The sequence below is a fragment of the Streptomyces sp. NPDC045846 genome (assembly GCF_056431605.1).
In genome coordinates, this window is sequence record NZ_JBWKKJ010000001.1 from 293,065 (window position 1) to 310,876 (window position 17,812).

Consider the following 17,812-nt stretch of genomic DNA (forward strand, 5'->3'; position numbering starts at 1 on the left):
AGTAGCCTGTGGCGATGCGAACTGAGGCCACCTTCCTTGCCGAGGGCCCCCGCGTGGGCATACGGAACTTCACCCACCAGGACGCCGAGGAGTTCACCGCGCTCGCCGCGGCGAGCCGCCCGCTGCACGCGCCCTGGCTCTTCCCGCCCGCCGACCCCGAGGCGTACGCGACCTACGCGGACCGCCTCATCACCGACCCCACCCGGCACGGCTTCCTGGTGTGCGAGCGGGGCGACGGCCGCATCGCCGGGTTCATCAACATCAACAACGTGGTGGAGGGCGCCTTCCAGAGCGGGGCGATCGGCTACGGCGCCTTCGCCCCGGCCGCCGGGCGCGGTCTGATGAGCGAGGGACTCGGCCTCGTTTTGCGATACGCCTTCACCACGCTCGGCCTGCACCGCCTGGAGGCCAACATCCAGCCCGCCAACGAGGCCTCCATCAGACTGGTCCGCCGCGCGGGCTTCCGCCTGGAGGGCTACTCGCCGGACTTCCTCCACATCGACGGCGCGTGGCGCGACCACGAACGGTGGGCGATCACCCGGGAGATGACGGAGCGGGGCGCCACCGCCTAGCGCCGGCCACCCTTGTAGTTGATCTTCATGGTGTCGAGGTCCGTCACCGTCGAGCGCAGATCGCGGAAGCCGTGCCCCAGCGCCGAGAGCGCGATCTGCGCCCTGTCCTCGGCGATCGCCGCGGCCATCTCCTCGCCGTCGGCGGCGTCCGAGACGACGGTGAAGCGCCACGAGAAGTGCTTCAGCGCCCGGTCGTAGGTGAGCGAGCCCTCCTCGGTGAACGTCATCGCGGTCAGGCCGTGGTCCTCGACCTCGGCGAGCAGCCGTGTGCGCGACCGCTCGCTCAGCCCGTCCCACACACCGCGCACGATGACCCGGTAGGTGTGCCGCTCGCTCATGTCCCGCTGTCCTTCCGTACCGCACGTCCCTTGCGGGTCGATCGTCGCCCACGGATCGGGAGGTGTCGATCGATATACCGCGGACCGGCCGCGACAGCCCGCCTCGTCCTGGCACCGTGCGCCGCCTCGGCGCGCACGACGGCGGGTGCCCCGTGCCGCCCCGCCACGGCCGGGAGTGCGGCCGGACGGCCACGGGGCCTTCAACGCGCGGGCCATCGCCCCGTACCCGCGCGGGCTCGCCGACCTCGTCGCCGCCGCCTTTGCGCAATCCTGACCCGGGGGGCCCCTGGCCGTTGTCAGTGCCTCGGTGTTCCATGGTCATCGGGGGATCGGCCGAAAGGGCTGCCGGGGCCCCGTACGAGGGAGTGAGGTTGCCTTGGCCACGACCGTGCGACGTGCCGTACTGACCCTGCCCGGCGCCCCGTTGGGCGAACCGAACCCCCTGCCCGCGCTGCGCCCGCGCGACGAACTGCACCGGCTCGACGACCGGGCGCGCGAAGGCCTCCCGCGCGACATGGCCCGCCAGATCGGCTACGAGCCGCTGGAGACCCTGCTGCCGGTGCGGATCCTCGACGGCTACGGGCGCCGGCGCGGCCCGGTCGACCTCGACACGATCGTCATCGAGAACGACCGGCTGCGCGCCACCGTCCTGCCGGGCCTCGGCGGCCGCGTCCACTCCCTGTTCCACAAGCCCACCGGCCGCGAACTGCTCTACACCAACCCGGTGTTCCAGCCCGCCGACTTCGCCCTCAACGGCGCCTGGTTCTCCGGCGGCATCGAGTGGAACATAGGCGCCACCGGCCACACCACCCTGTCCTGCGCGCCCGTCCACGCGGCTCGCGTCCCGGCGCCCGACGGCGGCGAGATGGTCCGCCTGTGGGAGTGGGAGCGGCTGCGCGACCTGCCGTTCCAGGTGGACCTCTGGCTTCCCGACGGCTCCGAATTCCTGTATGTGGGCGTGCGCATCCGCAATCCGCACGAGAGGACGGCGCCCGTCTACTGGTGGTCCAACATCGCCGTCGAGGAGGGCCCGCGCACCCGCGTCCTCGCCCCGGCCGACGAGGCCTGGCACTTCGGATACGAACGCACCCTGCGCCGGGTCCCGGTGCCCGAGTGGGACGGCGTCGACCGCACCTACCCGCCGCGCAGCGAGTACCCCGCCGACTACTTCTACGAGGTGCCCGACGGCGAGCGCCGCTGGATCGCCTCCCTCGACGAGAGCGGCCAGGGGCTCGTCCAGACCTCCACGGACACGCTGCGCGGCCGCAAGCTGTTCCTGTGGGGCTCGGGGCGCGGCGGCCGTCGCTGGCAGGAGTGGCTGACCGAACCGGGCACCGCCCGGTACGCCGAGATCCAGGCGGGCCTGGCCCGCACCCAGCTGGAACACGTGCCGCTCGACGCGGGCGGCGAGTTCGCGTGGCTGGAGGCGTACGGGCCGCTGGCCGCCGACCACGCCCTCGTGCACGGCGCCGACTGGGCGGCGGCCCGCGCGGAGACCGCCGGCCGCCTGGAGCGGGCCCTGCCGCGCGCGACGGTGGACGAGGCGTACGCGGCCTGGCGCCCGTTCGCCGACGCCGAGCCGGGCGAGAGCCTCGCCACCGGCTCGGGCTGGGGCGCCCTCGAAGTCCTGCGTACGGGAGCCAAGCTGCCCGGCACCCCCTTCCCCGAGCTGACGCTCGGTCAGGAGCAGCGGCCCTGGCTGGAGTTGCTGCACACCGGCGTCTTTCCGGAGCCGCGCAAGGTGGCCCCGCCGGGCCCGACCCTGGTCGCCCCGCACTGGCGCGACATGCTGGAGACGGCGCCCGCCGACCCGCTCACCGAGTACCACCTCGGCGTCGCCCAGTGGCACGCGGGCGACCGGGCCCAGGCCGTCCGCAGCTGGGAGCGGGGCCTGCCGCTCGCCCCGTCCCGCTGGCCGCTGCTGCGCTGCCTCGCCGTCGCCGACCAGCTCTCCGGCCACCCCAGCCGCGCCGCCGACCGCTATCTGGAGGCGTACGACGACTTCTGCGAGGAGCGCAGGGACGGCGAGCAGTGGACCGCCGCCGACGCCGCGCTCGGCCGCGAGGCCATCGAGGCGCTGCTCGCCGCCGAGCGCCCGGCGGACGCCCGCGGGGTGTGGGAGCGCCTGCGCCCGGCGGTGCGTGAGCGCGGCCGCTTCCGGCTGGTCGAGGCCCAGCTCCTCCTCGCCGAGGGCGACCGGGAGGCGGCCCGCGCCCTCTTCGACACGGGCTTCGAGGTCGCCGACCTGCGCGAGGGCGCGGAGACGTTGAACGAGGTGTGGTCCCGCCTCACGGACGCCCCGCTCCCGGACGCCTACGACTACCGCATGCGCCCGGGGGACTAGCGGGGCGGTCCTTCGGCAGCAGGCGCGGCCGTCCGCCTTCCGCCCGCCAGGCCCTTGGGCCCCCGCACAAGGGCCCTCGGACCGCCGCGAGGACCGGACCGGCGGGGCTTCAATGACAGGGGGGCAACGAGGCCGGGCGTACGGAGGTCCTGTCATGGCGGTCGTCGAGAAGCACGGCTACTGCACGCTGTGCAAGTCCCGCTGCGGCGCGGTCTTCACCGTCGAGGACGGCCGACTGACCGACGTCCGGCCGGACCCGGCCCATCCGACCGGCGCGGCCATGTGCCCCAAGGGGCGGTCCGCGCCGGAGATCGCGCACAGCACCCGCCGCCTGACCACCCCGCTGCGGCGCACCAACCCCAAGACCGATCCCGACCCCGGCTGGGTGGAGATCTCCTGGGACGAGGCCCTGGCCGAGATCGCCGAGAAGCTCGCCGCCATCGCCGCCGAGAGCGGCCCGGAGGCGGTCGCGTTCGCCGTCGCCACACCGAGCGGCACCGCCGTGTCGGACGCGACCGAGTGGATCGAGCGTTTCATACGCCACTTCGGGAGCCCCAACACCGTCTACAGCGCCGAGATCTGCAACTGGCACAAGGACTTCGCCCACGCGTTCACGTTCGGCGCACCGATCCCGCCGCCGGACTACGCCCACGCCGACCTGGCCCTGCTGTGGGGCTTCAACCCGGCCAGGACATGGCTCGCCCAGTCCGCCGCCGTCTCCGCCGCACAGGCCCGCGGGATGAAGCTGGCGGTCGTCGACCCGCGCCGCTCCACCAGCGCGCTGCGCGCCGACCACTGGCTGCGGGTGCGCCCCGGCACGGATGCCGCGCTCGCCCTGGGCCTGGCCCACCTGCTGATCCAACAGGGCACGTACGACGAGGAGTTCGTCCGCTCCTGGACCAACGGGCCGCTCCTCGTACGCCGCGACACCGGCCGGTTCCTGCGCGCGGGGGAGCTGGCCGGGGCGGCCGACGCCGAGGGGTTCGCGGTGCACGACCTGGACACCGGGCGGGCCGAGCCGTACGACACCCGCGCGGCGGCCGTCCGCCCGGAGCGCTTCGCGCTGTTCGGCGAGTTCCCGGTGCGGATGGCGGACGGGCGCATGGTGACCTGCGTCCCGGCGTTCCAGGAGTACGCGGACGCCTGCGCGCGGTGGCCGGTGGAGAAGGTGGCCCGCACCACCTGGATCCCGGAGCGCGAGATCCGCGAACTGGCCGCCGGGATCGGCGCCGCGCGGTCGGTGACGTACTACGGCTGGACGGGCGTCGGGCAGAGCGCGAACGCCTCCCAGACCGAGCGGGCCATCGCCACGCTGTACGCGCTGACCGGATCCTTCGACGCGGAGGGCGGCAACCACGTCGTGCCCCCGCCGCCGTACAACGCCGCCACGCACCCCGGCCAGTGCGCGCCCGGGCAGCGGGCCAAGGCGCTCGGCCTGGACCGGCATCCGCTGGGCCCGCCCGCCTCCGGCTACATCAACGCCGGTGACCTGTGCCGTGCCATCGAGGACCAACAGCCGTACGCGGTGCGGGCATTGGTCGGGTTCGGCTCCAACCTCGTGGTCGCCCAGCCGGACTCCGACCGCGTCGCCCACGCCCTGCGGCAGCTCGAATTCCAGGTGCACCTCGACCTGTTCGCCAACCCGACCAGCGCCACCGCCGACATCGTCCTGCCGGTCAACAGCGCCTACGAACGCGAGGCCCTGCGCTTCGGCTTCGAGACCGGCCACCGGGCCCAGGAGCACGTGCAGCTGCGGCCCAGGATGATCGAGCCGCAGGGCGAGTCCCGGTCGGACACCGAGGTCGTCTGCGAACTGGCCCGCCGGCTCGGCATGGGCGATCTGTTCTTCGACGGGGACATCGAGGCCGCCTGGAACTGGCAGCTGGAACCGCTCGGCCTGACCGTCGACGAACTCCGCGCCCGGCCCGGCGGCGTACGGGTGCCGCGCCCCCTCGCCCACCGCAAGTACGCCGCCGGGGACGGAGCGGGCGTCGCGGGCTTCACCACCCCCACCCGGCGCGTCGAGCTCTACTCCCAGCGCCTGCGCGACCACGGCTACCCGCCGGTGCCCGAACACCGCGACCCCGCACCCACCACCTCGGCCTTCCCGCTCGTGCTGACCTGCGCCAAGCACGGCTCCTTCGTGCACAGCCAGCACCGCTCCCTCACCTCCCTGCGCCGCCGCGCCACCGATCCGGCGGTGGATCTGCACCCCGCGACGGCGTCCGCGTACGGCATCGCCGAGGGCCAGTGGGCCGAGGTGTCCACCCGGCTCGGCTCGATCCGGCTGCGGGCCCGCTTCGACGACTCGCTGCATCCCTCGGTGGTGGTCGGCGAGTACGGCTGGTGGCAGGGCGCACCGGACCTCGGGCTGCCCGGCGCCGACCCGCTGCACGAGCACGGCCACAACTTCAACCGCCTGATCGACCACACGGACACCGACCCCCTCAGCGGTTCGGTCCCGCTGCGCTCCGCCGCCTGCCGCATCGCCCCGGCAGCCGACGACGCCCACTGGACGGGCACCCGGCCCTTCGTGGTGACCGCGCTCGCCTCCGAGGGGCCGGGTGTGCGCACGGTGCTCCTGGAGGCGGCGGACGGCGGCCCGCTGCCCGACTTCCGCCCCGGTCAGCACGTGACGGTACGCGCCGAGACCACGGAGACCATGAGCGGCGCCATCAACCCCCTTGCGCAGGGCCGGAGTTACTCGCTCACCGGACCGGCCCTCGCCCCCGTCCGCACCGCCTACGAGCTCGCCGTGCGCCACCTCCCCGACGGCGCCTTCTCCGGGTACGTCCACCGGACGCTGCGCGTCGGCGACCGGCTGCACCTCACCCGGCCGGGCGGCACGTTCGTGATCCCCACGCACACCGACGCCCCCGTGGTCCTGATCGCGGGCGGCATCGGCATCACGCCCTTCCTCGGCTACCTGGAGACCCTCGCCGCGACCGGCGGCACCGTCCCCGAGGTCGTCCTGCACTACGGCAACGCCAATTCCGCGGACCACCCCTTCCGCAGCAGAATCCGCCAACTGGCTTCCCAGCTGCCCCAGTTGAGCGTCATCGACCACTACACCGCTCCCGGGCCGGACGACGTCCTCGGCCGTGACCACGACCGGGAGGGCATCATCACCGCCCGCTCCGTGAGCAGGGACCTGATCGAGAGGCGGGCCCGGTTCTACCTGTGCGGCCCCGCCCTGATGCTCGACTCCCTGACGGCCGGGCTCGGTGCCCGCGGCGTCCCCGCCTTCGAGATCTTCAGCGAACGCTTCCGCGCCACGCCGAGCGAGGTCGCCGTGCCGGACGACGCGGCCTTCACCGTCACCTTCGCCCGCTCCGGCCGCACGGTGCGCTGGACCAAACCGGCCGGCACCCTGCTCACCACCGCCGAAGCCGCGGGACTCGCCCTGCCCAGCGGCTGCCGCGTAGGACAGTGCGAGAGCTGCGCCTGTTCCGTGCTGTCCGGCACGGCGGCCCACCTGGTGACGCCCGACGCGTCCCTGCCGGACACCTCGGTGCTGACCTGCCAGTCCATACCGACGTCCGACCTCGTGCTCGACGCGTAGCGGCAGGCCCCATCGTCACCCGGCACGGGTGCGGCCGGGCCGGTCGCGCGGGTTACAGTGCGCCTTTGGGAGCGGCTCCTGGGGAGGGGCCGCAGGGGAGGGACACGGATTCGTGGGAGATCAACTCAAGGCTGCCGCGGGGCAGTTGACGGCACAGTCGTGCCCGCGGTGCGGAGCGGACATTCCGCACGACGAGCGCTTCGTCCTGTGGTGCGCCGCATGTGACTGGAACGTCGACCCGGGCGGCGCGGAACCGGCCCGCGGCCGCTTCGAGACGGTGCAGCGCCGCCTGGCGCACCGCTACGGCGAGCAACTGCACGCCGAACTGCGTTCCGATCCCGGCACGGTGGCGGGGGCGGACCGCTCCGGGGTGATCGCCCGGGCCGTCGCGCTGGCGGTCCACGCGGTCACGGCCGCTCTGCTGGTCGGCGCCATCCTGCTCGTCGTGCTCGGCTGGAACACCGTCGTCCAGCCCGTGGTCGGGGTGATCCTGCTGGTGGCCGCCGTCGCGCTGCGGCCGAGGTTCGGCAGGCTGCGCCCCGACGGACCGGTACTGAGCAGGGCCGACGCGCCCCGGCTCTACGCGCTGGTCGACGAGGTCGCCGCCGTGGTCGGCACCGAAGGCGTCGACACGATCGTCGTCGACGCGCGCTTCAACGCCGCCGTCGCCACCGTCGGCGTCCGGGGACAGCGGGTGCTGCGCATCGGCCTCGCGCTGTGGGAGGTCCTGGACCCGCAGGAGCGCGTCGCCCTCCTCGGCCACGAACTCGGCCACTACGCCAACGGCGACCCCCGCCGCGGCCGCCTCGTCGGCACCGCACTGACCTCGCTGTACACCTGGCTGTACTTCCTGACCCCGGTCCGCACCCCGCACCGGCGCCGGACCGTGCCGGAAATGCTGACCGACCTGGTGATGGACGTGCCGCGCTGGGCCGTGCACGGGGTCACCCTGCTCCTGGAACGGCTCACCCTGCGGGCCAAGCAGCGCGCCGAATACCTCGCCGACCGGGCCGCGGTCCGCGTCGGATCCGCCCCGGCGGCGACCGCCCTGATGGACCGGATGCTGATCGGCGACGCGATCGAGTCCGCGCTGCGCACCGAGTCCGTCCGCGCGCAGACCCGCATCGGCGGCGCCGAACCGCGGGCGGCGGCCGACGGCCTGTGGGAGCGGATCGCGCGGCGTGCCGCCACGGTGCCCGAGCGCGAGTACGAGCGGCTGCGCCGCGTCGCCGCGCTGCGGGGCCACAGCGTCGACTCCACGCATCCGCCGACCCATCTGCGCCGGGACCTCGTCGCGGCGGGGGAACCCGCGGCGGCGGCCGTCGTCATCGAGCCCTGCACGGACGCGGCGATCGCCGCCGAACTGGCCCCGGCCCGCGCGACCGTCGCCCGCACGGTCATCCGGGACCTGGCGGGCTGAACGCGGCCCTTCAGCGAGCCGGTTCAGTACGCCGGTTTGCGGTCGACGTACTCGAAGACCGAGCCGTCCGGGTGCACCGCGATCAGGTTGCGGCCCGCCGGTGTCGCGACGGGGCCTGCGATGACGCGGGCCCCGGCCTCGGTGAGCGTGGTGTGCGCGTCGTCGACGTCGTCGACCGCCACCGTCGCCGTCACCTTGCGCAGCACGTCGAGCTCCGCCTCGGGCCCGCTCATCAGCAGGAAGGCGCCGACGGCGGCGACGGACACACCGCCGCGGTCGAACCGGAGCGCACGACCACCGGTCACGCGCTCGTAGAAGACGATCGCGCTCTCCAGGTCGTCGACGCAGATGCGCAGCGTGGTGCCTAGAATCTCCATGGCCCGAAGCCTAGTTGGGGGAGATCGTCCACGGCAGCGGATCCGGGCGCCCGCCGGCCCCGGCCCCGCAGGAGGTGGGCGAGGGCGGCCGCCGGTCAGACGCGGCAGAGGATCTCGCCGTGCGGCACCATGAACCAGGCGTCGTCCCGCGCGCCCCACGTCCGCCACGCTTCACAGACGGCGGCCAGTTCGTCCGCCGTGGCGTGGCCGCCGTCGACCGCCAGGCCCGCGTACGAGGAGGCGACCGTACGGTCCGCCCACAGACCGCTCCACCAGGCGCGCTCGTCCTCGGTGGCGAAGCACCAGGTGCTCGCCGAGGCCCTGATGTCGTGGTAACCGGCTTGCAGGGCCCAGGACTTGAGGCGCCGACCGGCGTCCGGCTCGCCCCCGTTGGCGCGGGCCACGCGGTGGTACAGCTCCAGCCAGCCGTCCAGCGCGGGCACCTCGGGGAACCAGGTGAAGGCCCCGTAGTCGCTGTCGCGCACCGCGACGATCCCGCCGGGCCTGGTGACCCGGCGCATCTCACGCAGCGCCCGCACCGGGTCGCCGACGTGCTGGAGCACCTGGTGGGCGTGCACGACGCAGAACGTGTCGTCCGGGAAGTCCAGCGCGTGGACGTCCGCGACCGCGAAGGACATGTTGTCCAGACCGCGCTCCGCCGCGTGGGCGCGGGCCTGCTCGACGATGCCCGGCGCGCGGTCGACCGCCGTCACCTGCCCGTCCGGTACCAGCGCGGCGAGATCGGCGGAGATGGTGCCCGGCCCGCAGCCGATGTCCAGCACCCTCATGTGCGGCTTCAGCTCGCCGATGAGGTACGCGGCCGAGTTGGCGGCGGTCCGCCAGGTGTGCGAGCGCAGCACGGACTCGTGGTGGCCGTGCGTGTAGACGGCGGTCTCGCCCGGTGCGACCCGGGGCGTCTCCTGCGACATGAGCGGACTCCCTTTCCGAGAACTGACGGCTACCGCGCACCACGCGGTCGACCGGCCCGAGGCGCGGTGGCCGAGGCGCGGCGCGTCCGACAGAACGGTGAACTGCCCTGCTGGTGAGCCCACTTTAAAGCGGTCTCCCAGAGTATGAGATGGCCGTCTTGCGATATGGACAAGCGATGTCGGCTCCCGATGACTGCGGACGGACGGTCCGGGTACTCGGCCCGCATGGAAACGAACCTGCCGAACCTGCCGGAGCAGCTCTCCCAGGTCGTCCGGGACGCCATCAAGGACGAGCTGCGCGAACAGACCAGGAAACAGCGCCGAGCCGCGCGGATGTACGCGGGAGCCGGAGCGGCCGGGCTCTACGGAGGCGCCGCGCTCACCGCGTTCCTGCTGCTCGTCCTCGCGATGGCGCTGCCCTACTGGGCGGCCGCGCTGATCGTCGGCCTCCTGCTGGTGGGAGCCGCCGTCCTGCTGAGCCGCAGCGCCCGCGACAGCGGTGGCGGCGTGTCCGCGCACCCCGGATCCGAACCCCTGGAACCCGGCGTGCCGCCCGGCGCCCCCGTCATCCCGCCGATGGTGCCGCCGGGCGCCCCCGAACCGCCGCGCGGCCCGCTGGGCGCACCCCACGACCGCACGCGCTGACCCCGGGAAGTGAGTGACCGCGGCACCCGGGCAGCGGGGCCCGGGCGCCGACCGCGCCCGTCGAACGCCCCGCCCCCGCATCACCCCGCGCCCGCCGGACGGCACCGGAACGACCGTGCGGCCCGGCGGGCGCTGCCGTGCCCCGCGCCTGGCCGCATGTGACGCACTGTGCGCCCCCGCGGGTTTGATCCGCCGCGGGGCGGCTACCCGAAAGACCTACCACGCGAGGTGACATGGCCAGCAAACCGGAGAACCCACCCAAGACATCACCTGGGACGGTGGCGAAGAAGTCCGCCTCGGCATCCCGTGACGACGACGGCCTCCCGAGCGCGGTGGACGTCCTGCGGGGCGCCCGCGCCCAGCTGTCCGAACTCATCGGCATGCCCGCCGAGTCCGTCTCGTCCTTCGAACGCACCGACCAGGGATGGCAGTTGAAGATCGAGGTCCTCGAACTCTCCCGAGTCCCGGACACGATGAGTCTGCTCGCCTCCTACGAGGTCGAACTCGCCCCGGGCGGTGAACTCACCGGCTACCGGCGCCTGCGCAGGTACGAGCGCGGCCGGGCGGACCGCAACACCTGAGCCCGCCCGTCGGACCGGCGTGGCGCACCCACCCGACACAGCACCACAGCGAAACACCGACCAACCCATCAGAGGTCACGTGTCAGCCGACAGGTGCCAACCGTCCGCTGGCCGACGACCCAGGACCACAGACAAGGAGGGCCGGACGACATGACGGTTGTCCCGGCACAGCAAGGCGGCAGCGGCGGCACCAGCGGTTTGTACGACGTCCTGGAACTCGTTCTCGACCGCGGACTCGTGATCGACGCGTTCGTGCGTGTCTCCCTCGTCGGCATCGAGATCCTGAAGATCGACATACGCGTCGTGGTCGCCAGCGTCGACACCTATCTGCGCTTCGCCGAGGCGTGCAACCGCCTCGACCTGGAAGCGGGCCCGCACCGCAGCCCCGGACTGCCCGACCTGGTCGGCGAGATCACCGAGTCCGGCGCCCGCGGCAAGTCCAAGGGAGCGCTCTCAGGCGCCGCACAGACCATCTCCGACGCGTTCAAGGAAGCCCGTGAGGAGAGCGAACCGGAGCCGAGGCCGCGAGCCCGGCGCACCGCGTCGCGCCGGAAGGAGGAGCAGGAATGACCACGTACGTCTACGGCATCGCCCGCCGCACCCACGGACGGCTGCCGGAGCGGATGGGCGGGATCGGCGACCCGCCGTGCCCGGTCCGCACGGTCGCCCAGGGAGACCTGGTGGCGCTCGTCAGCGACGCCCCCGAGGAGCTCAGGCCCAAGCGCCGCGACCTGCTCGCGCACCAGAACGTACTCGCCGAGGCCGGGGCCGGCGGGCCGGTCCTGCCGATGCGGTTCGGCGGCGTCTCGCCCGACGACGACGCCGTACGGGCCGTGCTCGCCGAACACGAGAAGCGCTACCTGGAGCGCCTCGAAGCCCTCGACGGCAAGGTCGAGTACAACGTGAAGGCCACCCACGACGAGGAGGCCGTCCTCCACCAAGTCCTCGCCGAGAACGCCGAGTTGCGGGCCATGAGCGAGGCCAACCGCAAGGCCGGCGGCGGCACGTACGAACAGAAGCTGCGGCTCGGCGAGCGCATCGCGGCCGCCGTGCAGCAGCGCGAGGCGACCGACGCCGTCCTGGTGGAGCGCGCCCTGGAGGGCGCGGCCGAGGAACGGAGCCCCGGCCCCCAGTCCACCGGCTGGCTGGCCAACATCTCCTTCCTCGTCCCGCGCGATTCCACGGCCGAGTTCGTCGCCGCCGTGGACACCCTGCGCGAGCGCGCCCCCCACCTCGTCATCCAGGTCCACGGACCGCTGCCGCCCTACAGCTTCACGGAGTGAGACGTGGGTCTCCTCAAGGAGTTGCTGCTGCTTCCCGCGGCCCCCGTCCGTGGCACCTTCTGGGTGCTCGGGCAGGTGGCCGCGGAGGCGGAGCGGCAGTACTACGACCCCGCGACCGTGCGACGCGAACTCGCCCAGCTGGAACAGCGGTTGACCGACGGCGAGATCGACGAGGCCGAGTTCGACCGCCGAGAGGACGAACTCCTCGACCGCCTGGAACACCCGACCCGCGCCGCATCCGAACCACGGAGGAACTGATGGCGACCCCGGCACGATTCCCCGACGCCTACCCGCCCGACGGCAGTGGCGCCAACCTCGCCGACATTCTCGAACGTGTCCTCGACAAGGGAATCGTCATCGCCGGGGACATCCGCATCAACCTCCTCGACATCGAACTCCTCACCATCAAACTGCGGCTCATCGTCGCCTCCATCGACAAGGCGAAGGAAATGGGCATCGACTGGTGGGAGGACGACCCCGCCCTTTCCACCGGCGCCCGCCGCCGCGAAATGGCAAGGGAGAACGAGGAGTTGAAGGCCCGCATAGCCGCCCTCGAATCGGCGCGCGACGCCGGGACGCCAGGGACACAGAGCACCGAAAGGGAGCAAGGGGCGGTCCCCGATGCATGACATGAACGACGACGAGCTGCTGTACGTCTACGCCGTGACGCGCCCCTTCACGGGAGCGCTTCCCGACGGACCGCTCGGGCTCGACGGGCGGCCGCCCGGCCTCATCGAGCACCGCGGTCTGTGCGCCGCGGTGAGCCGCGTCCCCGCCGACGACTTCGGCGCCGTCCCGCTCAAGGCCCACCTGGAGGACCTGGACTGGCTCGGCCGCACCGCCCGCGGCCACCAGGCCGTGATCGCCGCGCTCGCCGAGATCACCTGCCCGCTGCCGCTCAGGCTCGCCACGGTGTGCCACGACGAGAACGGCGTGCGGCGCCTGCTCGACAACGGACGCGACCGCTTTATACCGGCCATCGAACGCCTCGACGGCCGCGTCGAATGGGGCGTCAAGGTCTACGCCCAGCCCGAACGCCAGGCGCCGGCACCGGAGGTGAAGGCGGCCACCGGGCGCGACTACCTGCGCCGGCGTCTGGGCCAGCGGCAGTCCCGCGACGAGACCTGGCGACGGGCCGGATCGCTGGCCCGCGCCCTGCACGCCGAGCTGTGCGACCGCGCCGAGGCCGCACGGCTCCACCGGCCCCAGAACGCCCAGCTGTCCGGCGAGCCCGGCGAGAACGTTCTCAACGCCGCCTACCTGGTCCCGCGCGAGCGGAGCGAGGAGTTCGTCGCGGCCGTGCGGGACTTCGCACCGCACATCACGGGCGTCCGCGTGGACCTCACCGGGCCGTGGGCGCCGTACTCCTTCGCCGGGGAAGCCGACGACGCCCAGGACCAGGAAGGCGCGAAGGCTCAGGAGGCCCAGGAAAGGGGGGAGAGGCTGTGAGCGGCGGCGCCGAAGCCCTCGCGCAGCGGGAGGTCGCCCTCGTCGACCTGCTCGACCGGCTGCTCGCCGGCGGCGTGGTCATCACGGGCGACCTGACGCTGCGCATCGCGGACGTGGATCTCGTACGCATCGACCTGAACGCGCTCGTGAGCTCGGTCAGCGCCCAAGTCCCCTCACCCTTCGCCGAGTTCGACGCGGACGAGAACACCGCGAACGGCGCCACCACGCACGAGTCCGACACGGACGATCGGGAGGAGCCGTCGCGATGAGCCAGCACACCACCCGGCACCACCAGGTGAACGGCACGCCCCCGCAGGCGGAGGAGCGCCCAAGCGAGGCGAAGGGAAGCGGAGCGCCGCGGCGGCGGGTGGAACTCGACCCCGACACGGTGGAGCGCGACCTCGCCCGGCTCGTCCTGACCGTCGTCGAGCTGCTGCGCCAGCTCATGGAGCGCCAGGCGCTGCGCCGCGTCGAGACCGGCGAACTCACCGAGGACCAGGAGGAGCGGATCGGGCTCACGCTGATGCTTCTGGAAAGCAGGATGAGCGAGCTGAGGTCGAAGTTCGGGCTGCGCCCGGAAGATCTCAACATCGACCTCGGCCCGCTCGGCCCCCTGCTTCCGAGGGAAGGTTCCTAGAATCCAGCAGCCCCCGGGTGTCCCAGAGAGGGGAACGCCGGTGGGGGCAACCAGTGGATCTCTAGCGGCCGACTACCACCGGTACCAGCGCGACCGGCCGGACGTCGTCGTGCTGCGCATCAGGAATCCGAGCAGCCACACGACGAGCACGACGATCGCGATCCACCACAGAACCTTGACCGCGAAGCCGAGACCGAACAGAAGAAGTGCGAGGAGCAGGACCAGCAGAATCGGGACCATGATGTGTACCTCCTGGCGTTCGAGTTCCCCTGAATTCCCGCCCTAAAGCCGGAAGTTGAAACGGGCCCGGCCGCCTCCGCCACCGGACCCGCCTCCCCGCGCAGGGGGCTCACGCGGCCCAGGGACGCACCGGCGGCCGGTAGACCGTCAGGGCCTCCGGAAGCTTGTCCAGGACCAACTCCTCGGGCGCCGCGGCCACTTCACCGTCGTACGCCAGCGACGTGCCCGGCGCGAGACCCGCCACCTTGAGGCGGGACATCCTGCGCGAGGCGTGGACGGGGGACCGGTTCAGGGGCCCGGCCAGAGCGGCCGCGAGGAGGCGGACGCCGGGCAGTCGGCCACCGCGCACCGCGCGCACGTCGAGCAGCCCGTCCGCGAGATCGAAGCGGCGCGCGGGAGCCGGTCCCAGACGCTGGTAGACGCAGTTCCCCGCGAACAGCAGCCACAGCTCGGGCCGGCTGCCGGCCGGATCCTTGGGCAACGGCCGCTCCCCGCGCAGCACCTCGTACGAGCCGAGAATGCCCGCCGCCCAGCTGCCGATCCGCGGCGACCAGCGTTCGCGCACCCGCACCAGCTCCGGATACACGCCGAGGCTGAACGTGTTGAGGAAGTACCCCGCCTTCGCACCCCCCGGGCCCGGCCGGAAGCGGCCGAGGTCCACCCGCACCGCGTCACCCGAGGCCAGCGCCCGGCAGGTGTCCTGGACCTCCTCGATGCCGAGGTCCAGGGCGAAGTGGTTCAGGGTGCCGCCGGGGAACACGGCGAGCGGCACACCGACGCGGGCCGCGACCGCCGCCGCCAGGTTCACGGTGCCGTCGCCGCCGCACACCCCGAGGACCCGGCCGCGGCCCGCCGCCTTCTCAAGGGCCTCCGGCAGGTCGTCCGGGTCGCACTCGACGACCTCGGCGAGCGGGAGCGCGGTGCGTATCAGCGCCGCCTTCGCGAGCGCGGTGCCGGAGCCGCGGTTGGCCACGACCACCAGGTCCTGGCCCGCGGGCAGCGCCGGAGCCTCGGCGTGCGGACGGCCGGGCGGCGGGAGCTGGGTGCGGGTCGGCACCAGCCCGCGGATCGCGAACGCGGCGCCCACCCCGAGCGCCGCGCCCGCCACCACGTCACCCGGATAGTGCACCCCGGTGTACACGCGCGACGCCGCCACCGAGAAGCCCACCGGCGCCAGGGCCGCGCCCCAGGCCCGCGACTCCAGGGCCACTCCGGCAACGAAGGCCGCGGCGGAGGCGGCGTGGCCCGAGGGGAACGACGTGGTGATCGGACTGCGCTTCAACTGCCGCACCAGCGGCACCGCGTCGAGCAGCGGGCGGGTCCGGCGCACCGTGCGCTTGGCCACGGTGTTCACGGTCAGCGAGGCCAGCGCCAGCGAGGCGACACCGCGCAGTGCCGCCCGGCGGGCCCGGGGCGAGCGGGTCGCGCCCATCGCGGTGGCCGTCGCGAACCACAGCGCACCGTGGTTGGCGGCCCGGCTCAGCCGGGGCAGCACGGCCTGAGCGGCCGGCCAGTGCTGGGTGGCGGCGAAGTGGAACAGCGCCTTGTCGCGGGCGCCGAGTCGCTTGTGCCAAGTCGAGTGCTTCATGGCGCGCGGGTACCCGGGCGCCCCGCGCCCAACCGGCCCCACCTGCGGCGCGGCTCGTCGCGATGCGCCCCTCCCGTCCCCCTTGTCGCGGAAAACGTGGGCGCCGGGACGCGGGCCGTAGTAATCCTGAGGAGTCCCACAGCCCTGCCCGCTGTCCTGTCCTTTCCTTCCTCTTCCCTGGAGTCGTCGATGGCCGTACGTCGTGTGGTGCCCAACATCCAGTCGGAGTCCGTGCGGGAGAACCGGGAGTTCTACGGACTGCTGGGGTTCGAGGAGGTCATGAACCACGGATGGATCATGACGCTCGCCTCACCGTCCAGCCCGGGAGCCCAGGTGAGCTTCATGGCCGCCGACAAGACCGCCCCGCTCACGCCCGACCTGAGCGTCGAGGTGGACGACGTGGACGCGGCCCACGCCCTCATGCGCGAGCGCGGGGCGGAGATCGTCCACCCGCTCCAGGACGAGGAGTGGGGAGTACGGCGCTTCTTCGTCCGCGACCCCAACGGCCGCGTGATCAACGTCCTCGGTCACCGCTGACGTTCCCGTCCTTAGGCGGCAGCCCCGTCCGCTTGAGGACCGCGCCGGGTACGGGGAGGGTGGGGGCATGGATGACAAGCGATCAGTACTGCGCCAGCATGCCGCCGCCCTCGACCTCTTCGGATCCCGTGTGCACGCCGTGCGGGAGGGGCAGTGGGACGCCCCGACCCCCTGCACGGACTGGAACGTACGGGAACTCGTCAACCACCTCGTCGCGGAACAGCTGTGGGTGGCGCCCCTGGTGGCCGAAGGCCGCACGATCGCCCAGGTCGGGTCGGCCTACGACGGCGACGTCCTCGGGGACGACCCCGTCGCGGCGTGGGACCGGGCCGCGAAGACGGCGCGCGAGGCCTTCGCCGCGGACGGAGCCCTGGACCGCACGGTGGACCTGTCCTACGGCCCGACCTCGGCGTCCGCGTACTGCTCGCAGATGATCACGGACGCGGTCGTGCACGCCTGGGACCTCTCGCGCGCGATCGGCGCGGACGAGCAACTCCCGGACCAGCTGGCCGAGTTCGCGACCCGCGAGGTCGCCCCGCACGCCGCCGCACTCTCCAGGAGCGGACTCTTCGCCGAGCCCGTGACGCCGCCACCCGGCGCCGACGTCCAGACCAAGCTGCTGGCCCTGCTGGGACGGCAGGCCTAGAGCGTCCCTCCAGGGACGGCGCGGCCCGGCGGGGCGCTCCCGTCCGGCCGGACCGCGCGACGCGGCCCCGCCCCTCAGACCGGGTGCCCCTCGGCACGGCGGGCCACATCACCGAGGCTCACCATGCCCAACGGGCGCCCCTGCGCCACCACCGGCAGCCGGCGCACCGCGTGCCGGCGCATCAGCGACACCGCCTCGGCCACCTCGTCGTCCGGGCCCACGCACACCGGCGCCCGGGTGCACACCGCCTGCGCGCTGACCGCCAGCGGATCGACGCCCTCGGCGACCGCCCGCAGCGCGATGTCCCGGTCCGTCAGCACCCCGATGACCCGCCCGGCCCGGGTCACCAGCACGTTCCCGATGCCCTGAGCCCGCATCAGCCGCGCCGCCTCCACCAGTGAGGCGTCGCCCTGCACCGCGCAGACGCCCACCGTCATCACATCCCGCACGAAACGTGCCATGACTTCACGCCCCGTCCTCCTCGATCCCGCCGTGGCGCGGCCCCGTCGGGCCCCACGCGCGGGACCGGGTACCGGGGTCCCGCCGGGGGAAACACGCCCCCGGCGCCTTTCGCACAACAGCACGTTTGGTCCTGCGGACTCAGGGCAGGCGAACCTCGTGCTTCGGACCGGAGGCACGTCCGTGGGAGCGGCTGTCCGCTCCG

At 73.3% G+C, this 17,812-nt stretch carries 20 protein-coding genes and 1 pseudogene; 15 read left to right on the forward strand and 6 right to left on the reverse strand.

The features are described from left to right. The first annotated feature begins 14 nt into the window (after window positions 1–14). The gene (locus tag AC07F3_RS01325) at window positions 15–572 is read left to right on the forward strand and encodes a GNAT family N-acetyltransferase (RefSeq protein WP_479109288.1); all 558 of its coding nucleotides are present in this window, start codon (window positions 15–17) and stop codon (window positions 570–572) included. Here the strand turns inward: AC07F3_RS01325 and AC07F3_RS01330 are convergent. Beyond that, entirely contained in the window at window positions 569–910 is a 342-nt protein-coding gene (locus tag AC07F3_RS01330; RefSeq protein WP_479109290.1) for a DUF6204 family protein, read from the reverse strand. The genes AC07F3_RS01325 and AC07F3_RS01330 overlap by 4 nt on opposite strands. Before the next feature lie 376 nt (window positions 911–1,286). On the opposite strand from AC07F3_RS01330, the gene AC07F3_RS01335 reads away from it, so the two are divergent. The 3 genes from AC07F3_RS01335 (at window position 1,287) to AC07F3_RS01345 (ending at window position 8,236) form a co-directional block, all read left to right on the forward strand. After that, window positions 1,287–3,254, forward strand: a complete 1,968-nt coding sequence (locus AC07F3_RS01335) for a DUF5107 domain-containing protein (RefSeq protein WP_479109292.1) — start codon at window positions 1,287–1,289, stop codon at window positions 3,252–3,254. A 154-nt stretch (window positions 3,255–3,408) separates the two neighbouring features. After that, window positions 3,409–6,816, forward strand: coding sequence for a molybdopterin-dependent oxidoreductase (locus AC07F3_RS01340; RefSeq protein ID WP_479109294.1), 3,408 nt, complete (start codon window positions 3,409–3,411; stop codon window positions 6,814–6,816). Window positions 6,817–6,928: 112 nt separating this feature from the next. Beyond that, entirely contained in the window at window positions 6,929–8,236 is a 1,308-nt protein-coding gene (locus AC07F3_RS01345) for a M48 family metalloprotease (RefSeq protein ID WP_479109296.1), read from the forward strand. A gap of 23 nt (window positions 8,237–8,259) precedes the next feature. Here the strand turns inward: AC07F3_RS01345 and AC07F3_RS01350 are convergent, their stop codons facing one another. Beyond that, on the reverse strand, window positions 8,260–8,613 hold the full coding sequence (locus AC07F3_RS01350; protein WP_479109298.1) for a VOC family protein: 354 nt from the start codon (window positions 8,611–8,613) through the stop codon (window positions 8,260–8,262). A gap of 95 nt (window positions 8,614–8,708) precedes the next feature. After that, window positions 8,709–9,542 (reverse strand): class I SAM-dependent methyltransferase, encoded by an 834-nt coding sequence (locus tag AC07F3_RS01355; protein WP_479109300.1) that lies wholly within the window; start codon window positions 9,540–9,542, stop codon window positions 8,709–8,711. Between the two features lie 225 nt (window positions 9,543–9,767). On the opposite strand from AC07F3_RS01355, the gene AC07F3_RS01360 reads away from it, so the two are divergent. From AC07F3_RS01360 to AC07F3_RS01400, 9 genes and pseudogenes are all read left to right on the forward strand, one after another. Further along, complete coding sequence (locus AC07F3_RS01360) at window positions 9,768–10,187, forward strand: phage holin family protein (RefSeq protein WP_479109302.1); 420 nt, start codon at window positions 9,768–9,770, stop codon at window positions 10,185–10,187. Between the two features lie 233 nt (window positions 10,188–10,420). After that, entirely contained in the window at window positions 10,421–10,768 is a 348-nt protein-coding gene (locus tag AC07F3_RS01365) for a gas vesicle protein GvpO (RefSeq protein ID WP_479109304.1), read from the forward strand. 150 nt (window positions 10,769–10,918) lie between these two features. Continuing rightward, the gene (locus AC07F3_RS01370) at window positions 10,919–11,338 is read left to right on the forward strand and encodes a gas vesicle structural protein GvpA (protein WP_189963243.1); all 420 of its coding nucleotides are present in this window, start codon (window positions 10,919–10,921) and stop codon (window positions 11,336–11,338) included. Then, window positions 11,335–12,051: a GvpL/GvpF family gas vesicle protein gene (locus tag AC07F3_RS01375; protein ID WP_479109306.1), complete on the forward strand. Its 717-nt coding sequence runs from the start codon at window positions 11,335–11,337 to the stop codon at window positions 12,049–12,051. Before AC07F3_RS01370 ends, AC07F3_RS01375 begins: the two co-directional genes overlap by 4 nt. A 3-nt stretch (window positions 12,052–12,054) precedes the next feature. Further along, window positions 12,055–12,309, forward strand: coding sequence for a gas vesicle protein GvpG (locus tag AC07F3_RS01380; protein WP_479109308.1), 255 nt, complete (start codon window positions 12,055–12,057; stop codon window positions 12,307–12,309). Then, a complete protein-coding gene (locus tag AC07F3_RS01385) occupies window positions 12,309–12,680 on the forward strand; it encodes a gas vesicle protein (protein ID WP_479109310.1) in 372 nt (123 codons plus the stop codon). Before AC07F3_RS01380 ends, AC07F3_RS01385 begins: the two co-directional genes overlap by 1 nt. Continuing rightward, entirely contained in the window at window positions 12,673–13,500 is an 828-nt protein-coding gene (locus AC07F3_RS01390) for a GvpL/GvpF family gas vesicle protein (RefSeq protein ID WP_479109312.1), read from the forward strand. Before AC07F3_RS01385 ends, AC07F3_RS01390 begins: the two co-directional genes overlap by 8 nt. Beyond that, a pseudogene (locus tag AC07F3_RS01395) lies at window positions 13,497–13,688 on the forward strand (gas vesicle protein); the annotation flags it as partial. The gene AC07F3_RS01390 and the pseudogene AC07F3_RS01395, both read left to right, overlap by 4 nt. A 179-nt stretch (window positions 13,689–13,867) precedes the next feature. Beyond that, on the forward strand, window positions 13,868–14,137 hold the full coding sequence (locus AC07F3_RS01400; protein ID WP_114036530.1) for a gas vesicle protein K: 270 nt from the start codon (window positions 13,868–13,870) through the stop codon (window positions 14,135–14,137). 72 nt (window positions 14,138–14,209) lie between these two features. Here the strand turns inward: AC07F3_RS01400 and AC07F3_RS01405 are convergent, their stop codons facing one another. Together AC07F3_RS01405 and AC07F3_RS01410 are read right to left on the reverse strand one after the other, a co-directional pair. Beyond that, window positions 14,210–14,377, reverse strand: a complete 168-nt coding sequence (locus tag AC07F3_RS01405; RefSeq protein WP_114036279.1) for a hydrophobic protein — start codon at window positions 14,375–14,377, stop codon at window positions 14,210–14,212. A gap of 109 nt (window positions 14,378–14,486) precedes the next feature. Then, window positions 14,487–15,965, reverse strand: a complete 1,479-nt coding sequence (locus AC07F3_RS01410) for a phosphatase PAP2 family protein (protein ID WP_479109315.1) — start codon at window positions 15,963–15,965, stop codon at window positions 14,487–14,489. A 189-nt stretch (window positions 15,966–16,154) separates the two neighbouring features. On the opposite strand from AC07F3_RS01410, the gene AC07F3_RS01415 reads away from it, so the two are divergent. Together AC07F3_RS01415 and AC07F3_RS01420 are read left to right on the forward strand one after the other, a co-directional pair. Then, entirely contained in the window at window positions 16,155–16,502 is a 348-nt protein-coding gene (locus AC07F3_RS01415) for a VOC family protein (RefSeq protein WP_479109317.1), read from the forward strand. Window positions 16,503–16,569: 67 nt separating this feature from the next. After that, on the forward strand, window positions 16,570–17,148 hold the full coding sequence (locus AC07F3_RS01420; protein ID WP_479109319.1) for a TIGR03086 family metal-binding protein: 579 nt from the start codon (window positions 16,570–16,572) through the stop codon (window positions 17,146–17,148). A gap of 74 nt (window positions 17,149–17,222) precedes the next feature. Here AC07F3_RS01420 and AC07F3_RS01425 read toward each other — a convergent pair whose 3' ends face one another. After that, on the reverse strand, window positions 17,223–17,609 hold the full coding sequence (locus tag AC07F3_RS01425; RefSeq protein ID WP_479109321.1) for a CBS domain-containing protein: 387 nt from the start codon (window positions 17,607–17,609) through the stop codon (window positions 17,223–17,225). Window positions 17,610–17,812 lie beyond the last annotated feature (203 nt).

Excerpts from the sequence above, each read along its gene's own strand:
- AC07F3_RS01325 (WP_479109288.1), top strand. The coding sequence starts at position 15 with ATGCGAACTGAGGCCACCTTCCTTGCCGAGGGCCCCCGCGTGGGCATA.
- AC07F3_RS01330 (WP_479109290.1), bottom strand. The coding sequence starts at position 910 with ATGAGCGAGCGGCACACCTACCGGGTCATCGTGCGCGGTGTGTGGGAC.
- AC07F3_RS01340 (WP_479109294.1), top strand. The coding sequence starts at position 3,409 with ATGGCGGTCGTCGAGAAGCACGGCTACTGCACGCTGTGCAAGTCCCGC.
- AC07F3_RS01350 (WP_479109298.1), bottom strand. The coding sequence starts at position 8,613 with ATGGAGATTCTAGGCACCACGCTGCGCATCTGCGTCGACGACCTGGAG.
- AC07F3_RS01355 (WP_479109300.1), bottom strand. The coding sequence starts at position 9,542 with ATGTCGCAGGAGACGCCCCGGGTCGCACCGGGCGAGACCGCCGTCTAC.
- AC07F3_RS01360 (WP_479109302.1), top strand. The coding sequence starts at position 9,768 with ATGGAAACGAACCTGCCGAACCTGCCGGAGCAGCTCTCCCAGGTCGTC.
- AC07F3_RS01365 (WP_479109304.1), top strand. The coding sequence starts at position 10,421 with ATGGCCAGCAAACCGGAGAACCCACCCAAGACATCACCTGGGACGGTG.
- AC07F3_RS01370 (WP_189963243.1), top strand. The coding sequence starts at position 10,919 with ATGACGGTTGTCCCGGCACAGCAAGGCGGCAGCGGCGGCACCAGCGGT.
- AC07F3_RS01375 (WP_479109306.1), top strand. The coding sequence starts at position 11,335 with ATGACCACGTACGTCTACGGCATCGCCCGCCGCACCCACGGACGGCTG.
- AC07F3_RS01385 (WP_479109310.1), top strand. The coding sequence starts at position 12,309 with ATGGCGACCCCGGCACGATTCCCCGACGCCTACCCGCCCGACGGCAGT.
- AC07F3_RS01390 (WP_479109312.1), top strand. The coding sequence starts at position 12,673 with ATGCATGACATGAACGACGACGAGCTGCTGTACGTCTACGCCGTGACG.
- AC07F3_RS01405 (WP_114036279.1), bottom strand. The coding sequence starts at position 14,377 with ATGGTCCCGATTCTGCTGGTCCTGCTCCTCGCACTTCTTCTGTTCGGT.
- AC07F3_RS01410 (WP_479109315.1), bottom strand. The coding sequence starts at position 15,965 with ATGAAGCACTCGACTTGGCACAAGCGACTCGGCGCCCGCGACAAGGCG.
- AC07F3_RS01415 (WP_479109317.1), top strand. The coding sequence starts at position 16,155 with ATGGCCGTACGTCGTGTGGTGCCCAACATCCAGTCGGAGTCCGTGCGG.
- AC07F3_RS01420 (WP_479109319.1), top strand. The coding sequence starts at position 16,570 with ATGGATGACAAGCGATCAGTACTGCGCCAGCATGCCGCCGCCCTCGAC.
- AC07F3_RS01425 (WP_479109321.1), bottom strand. The coding sequence starts at position 17,609 with ATGGCACGTTTCGTGCGGGATGTGATGACGGTGGGCGTCTGCGCGGTG.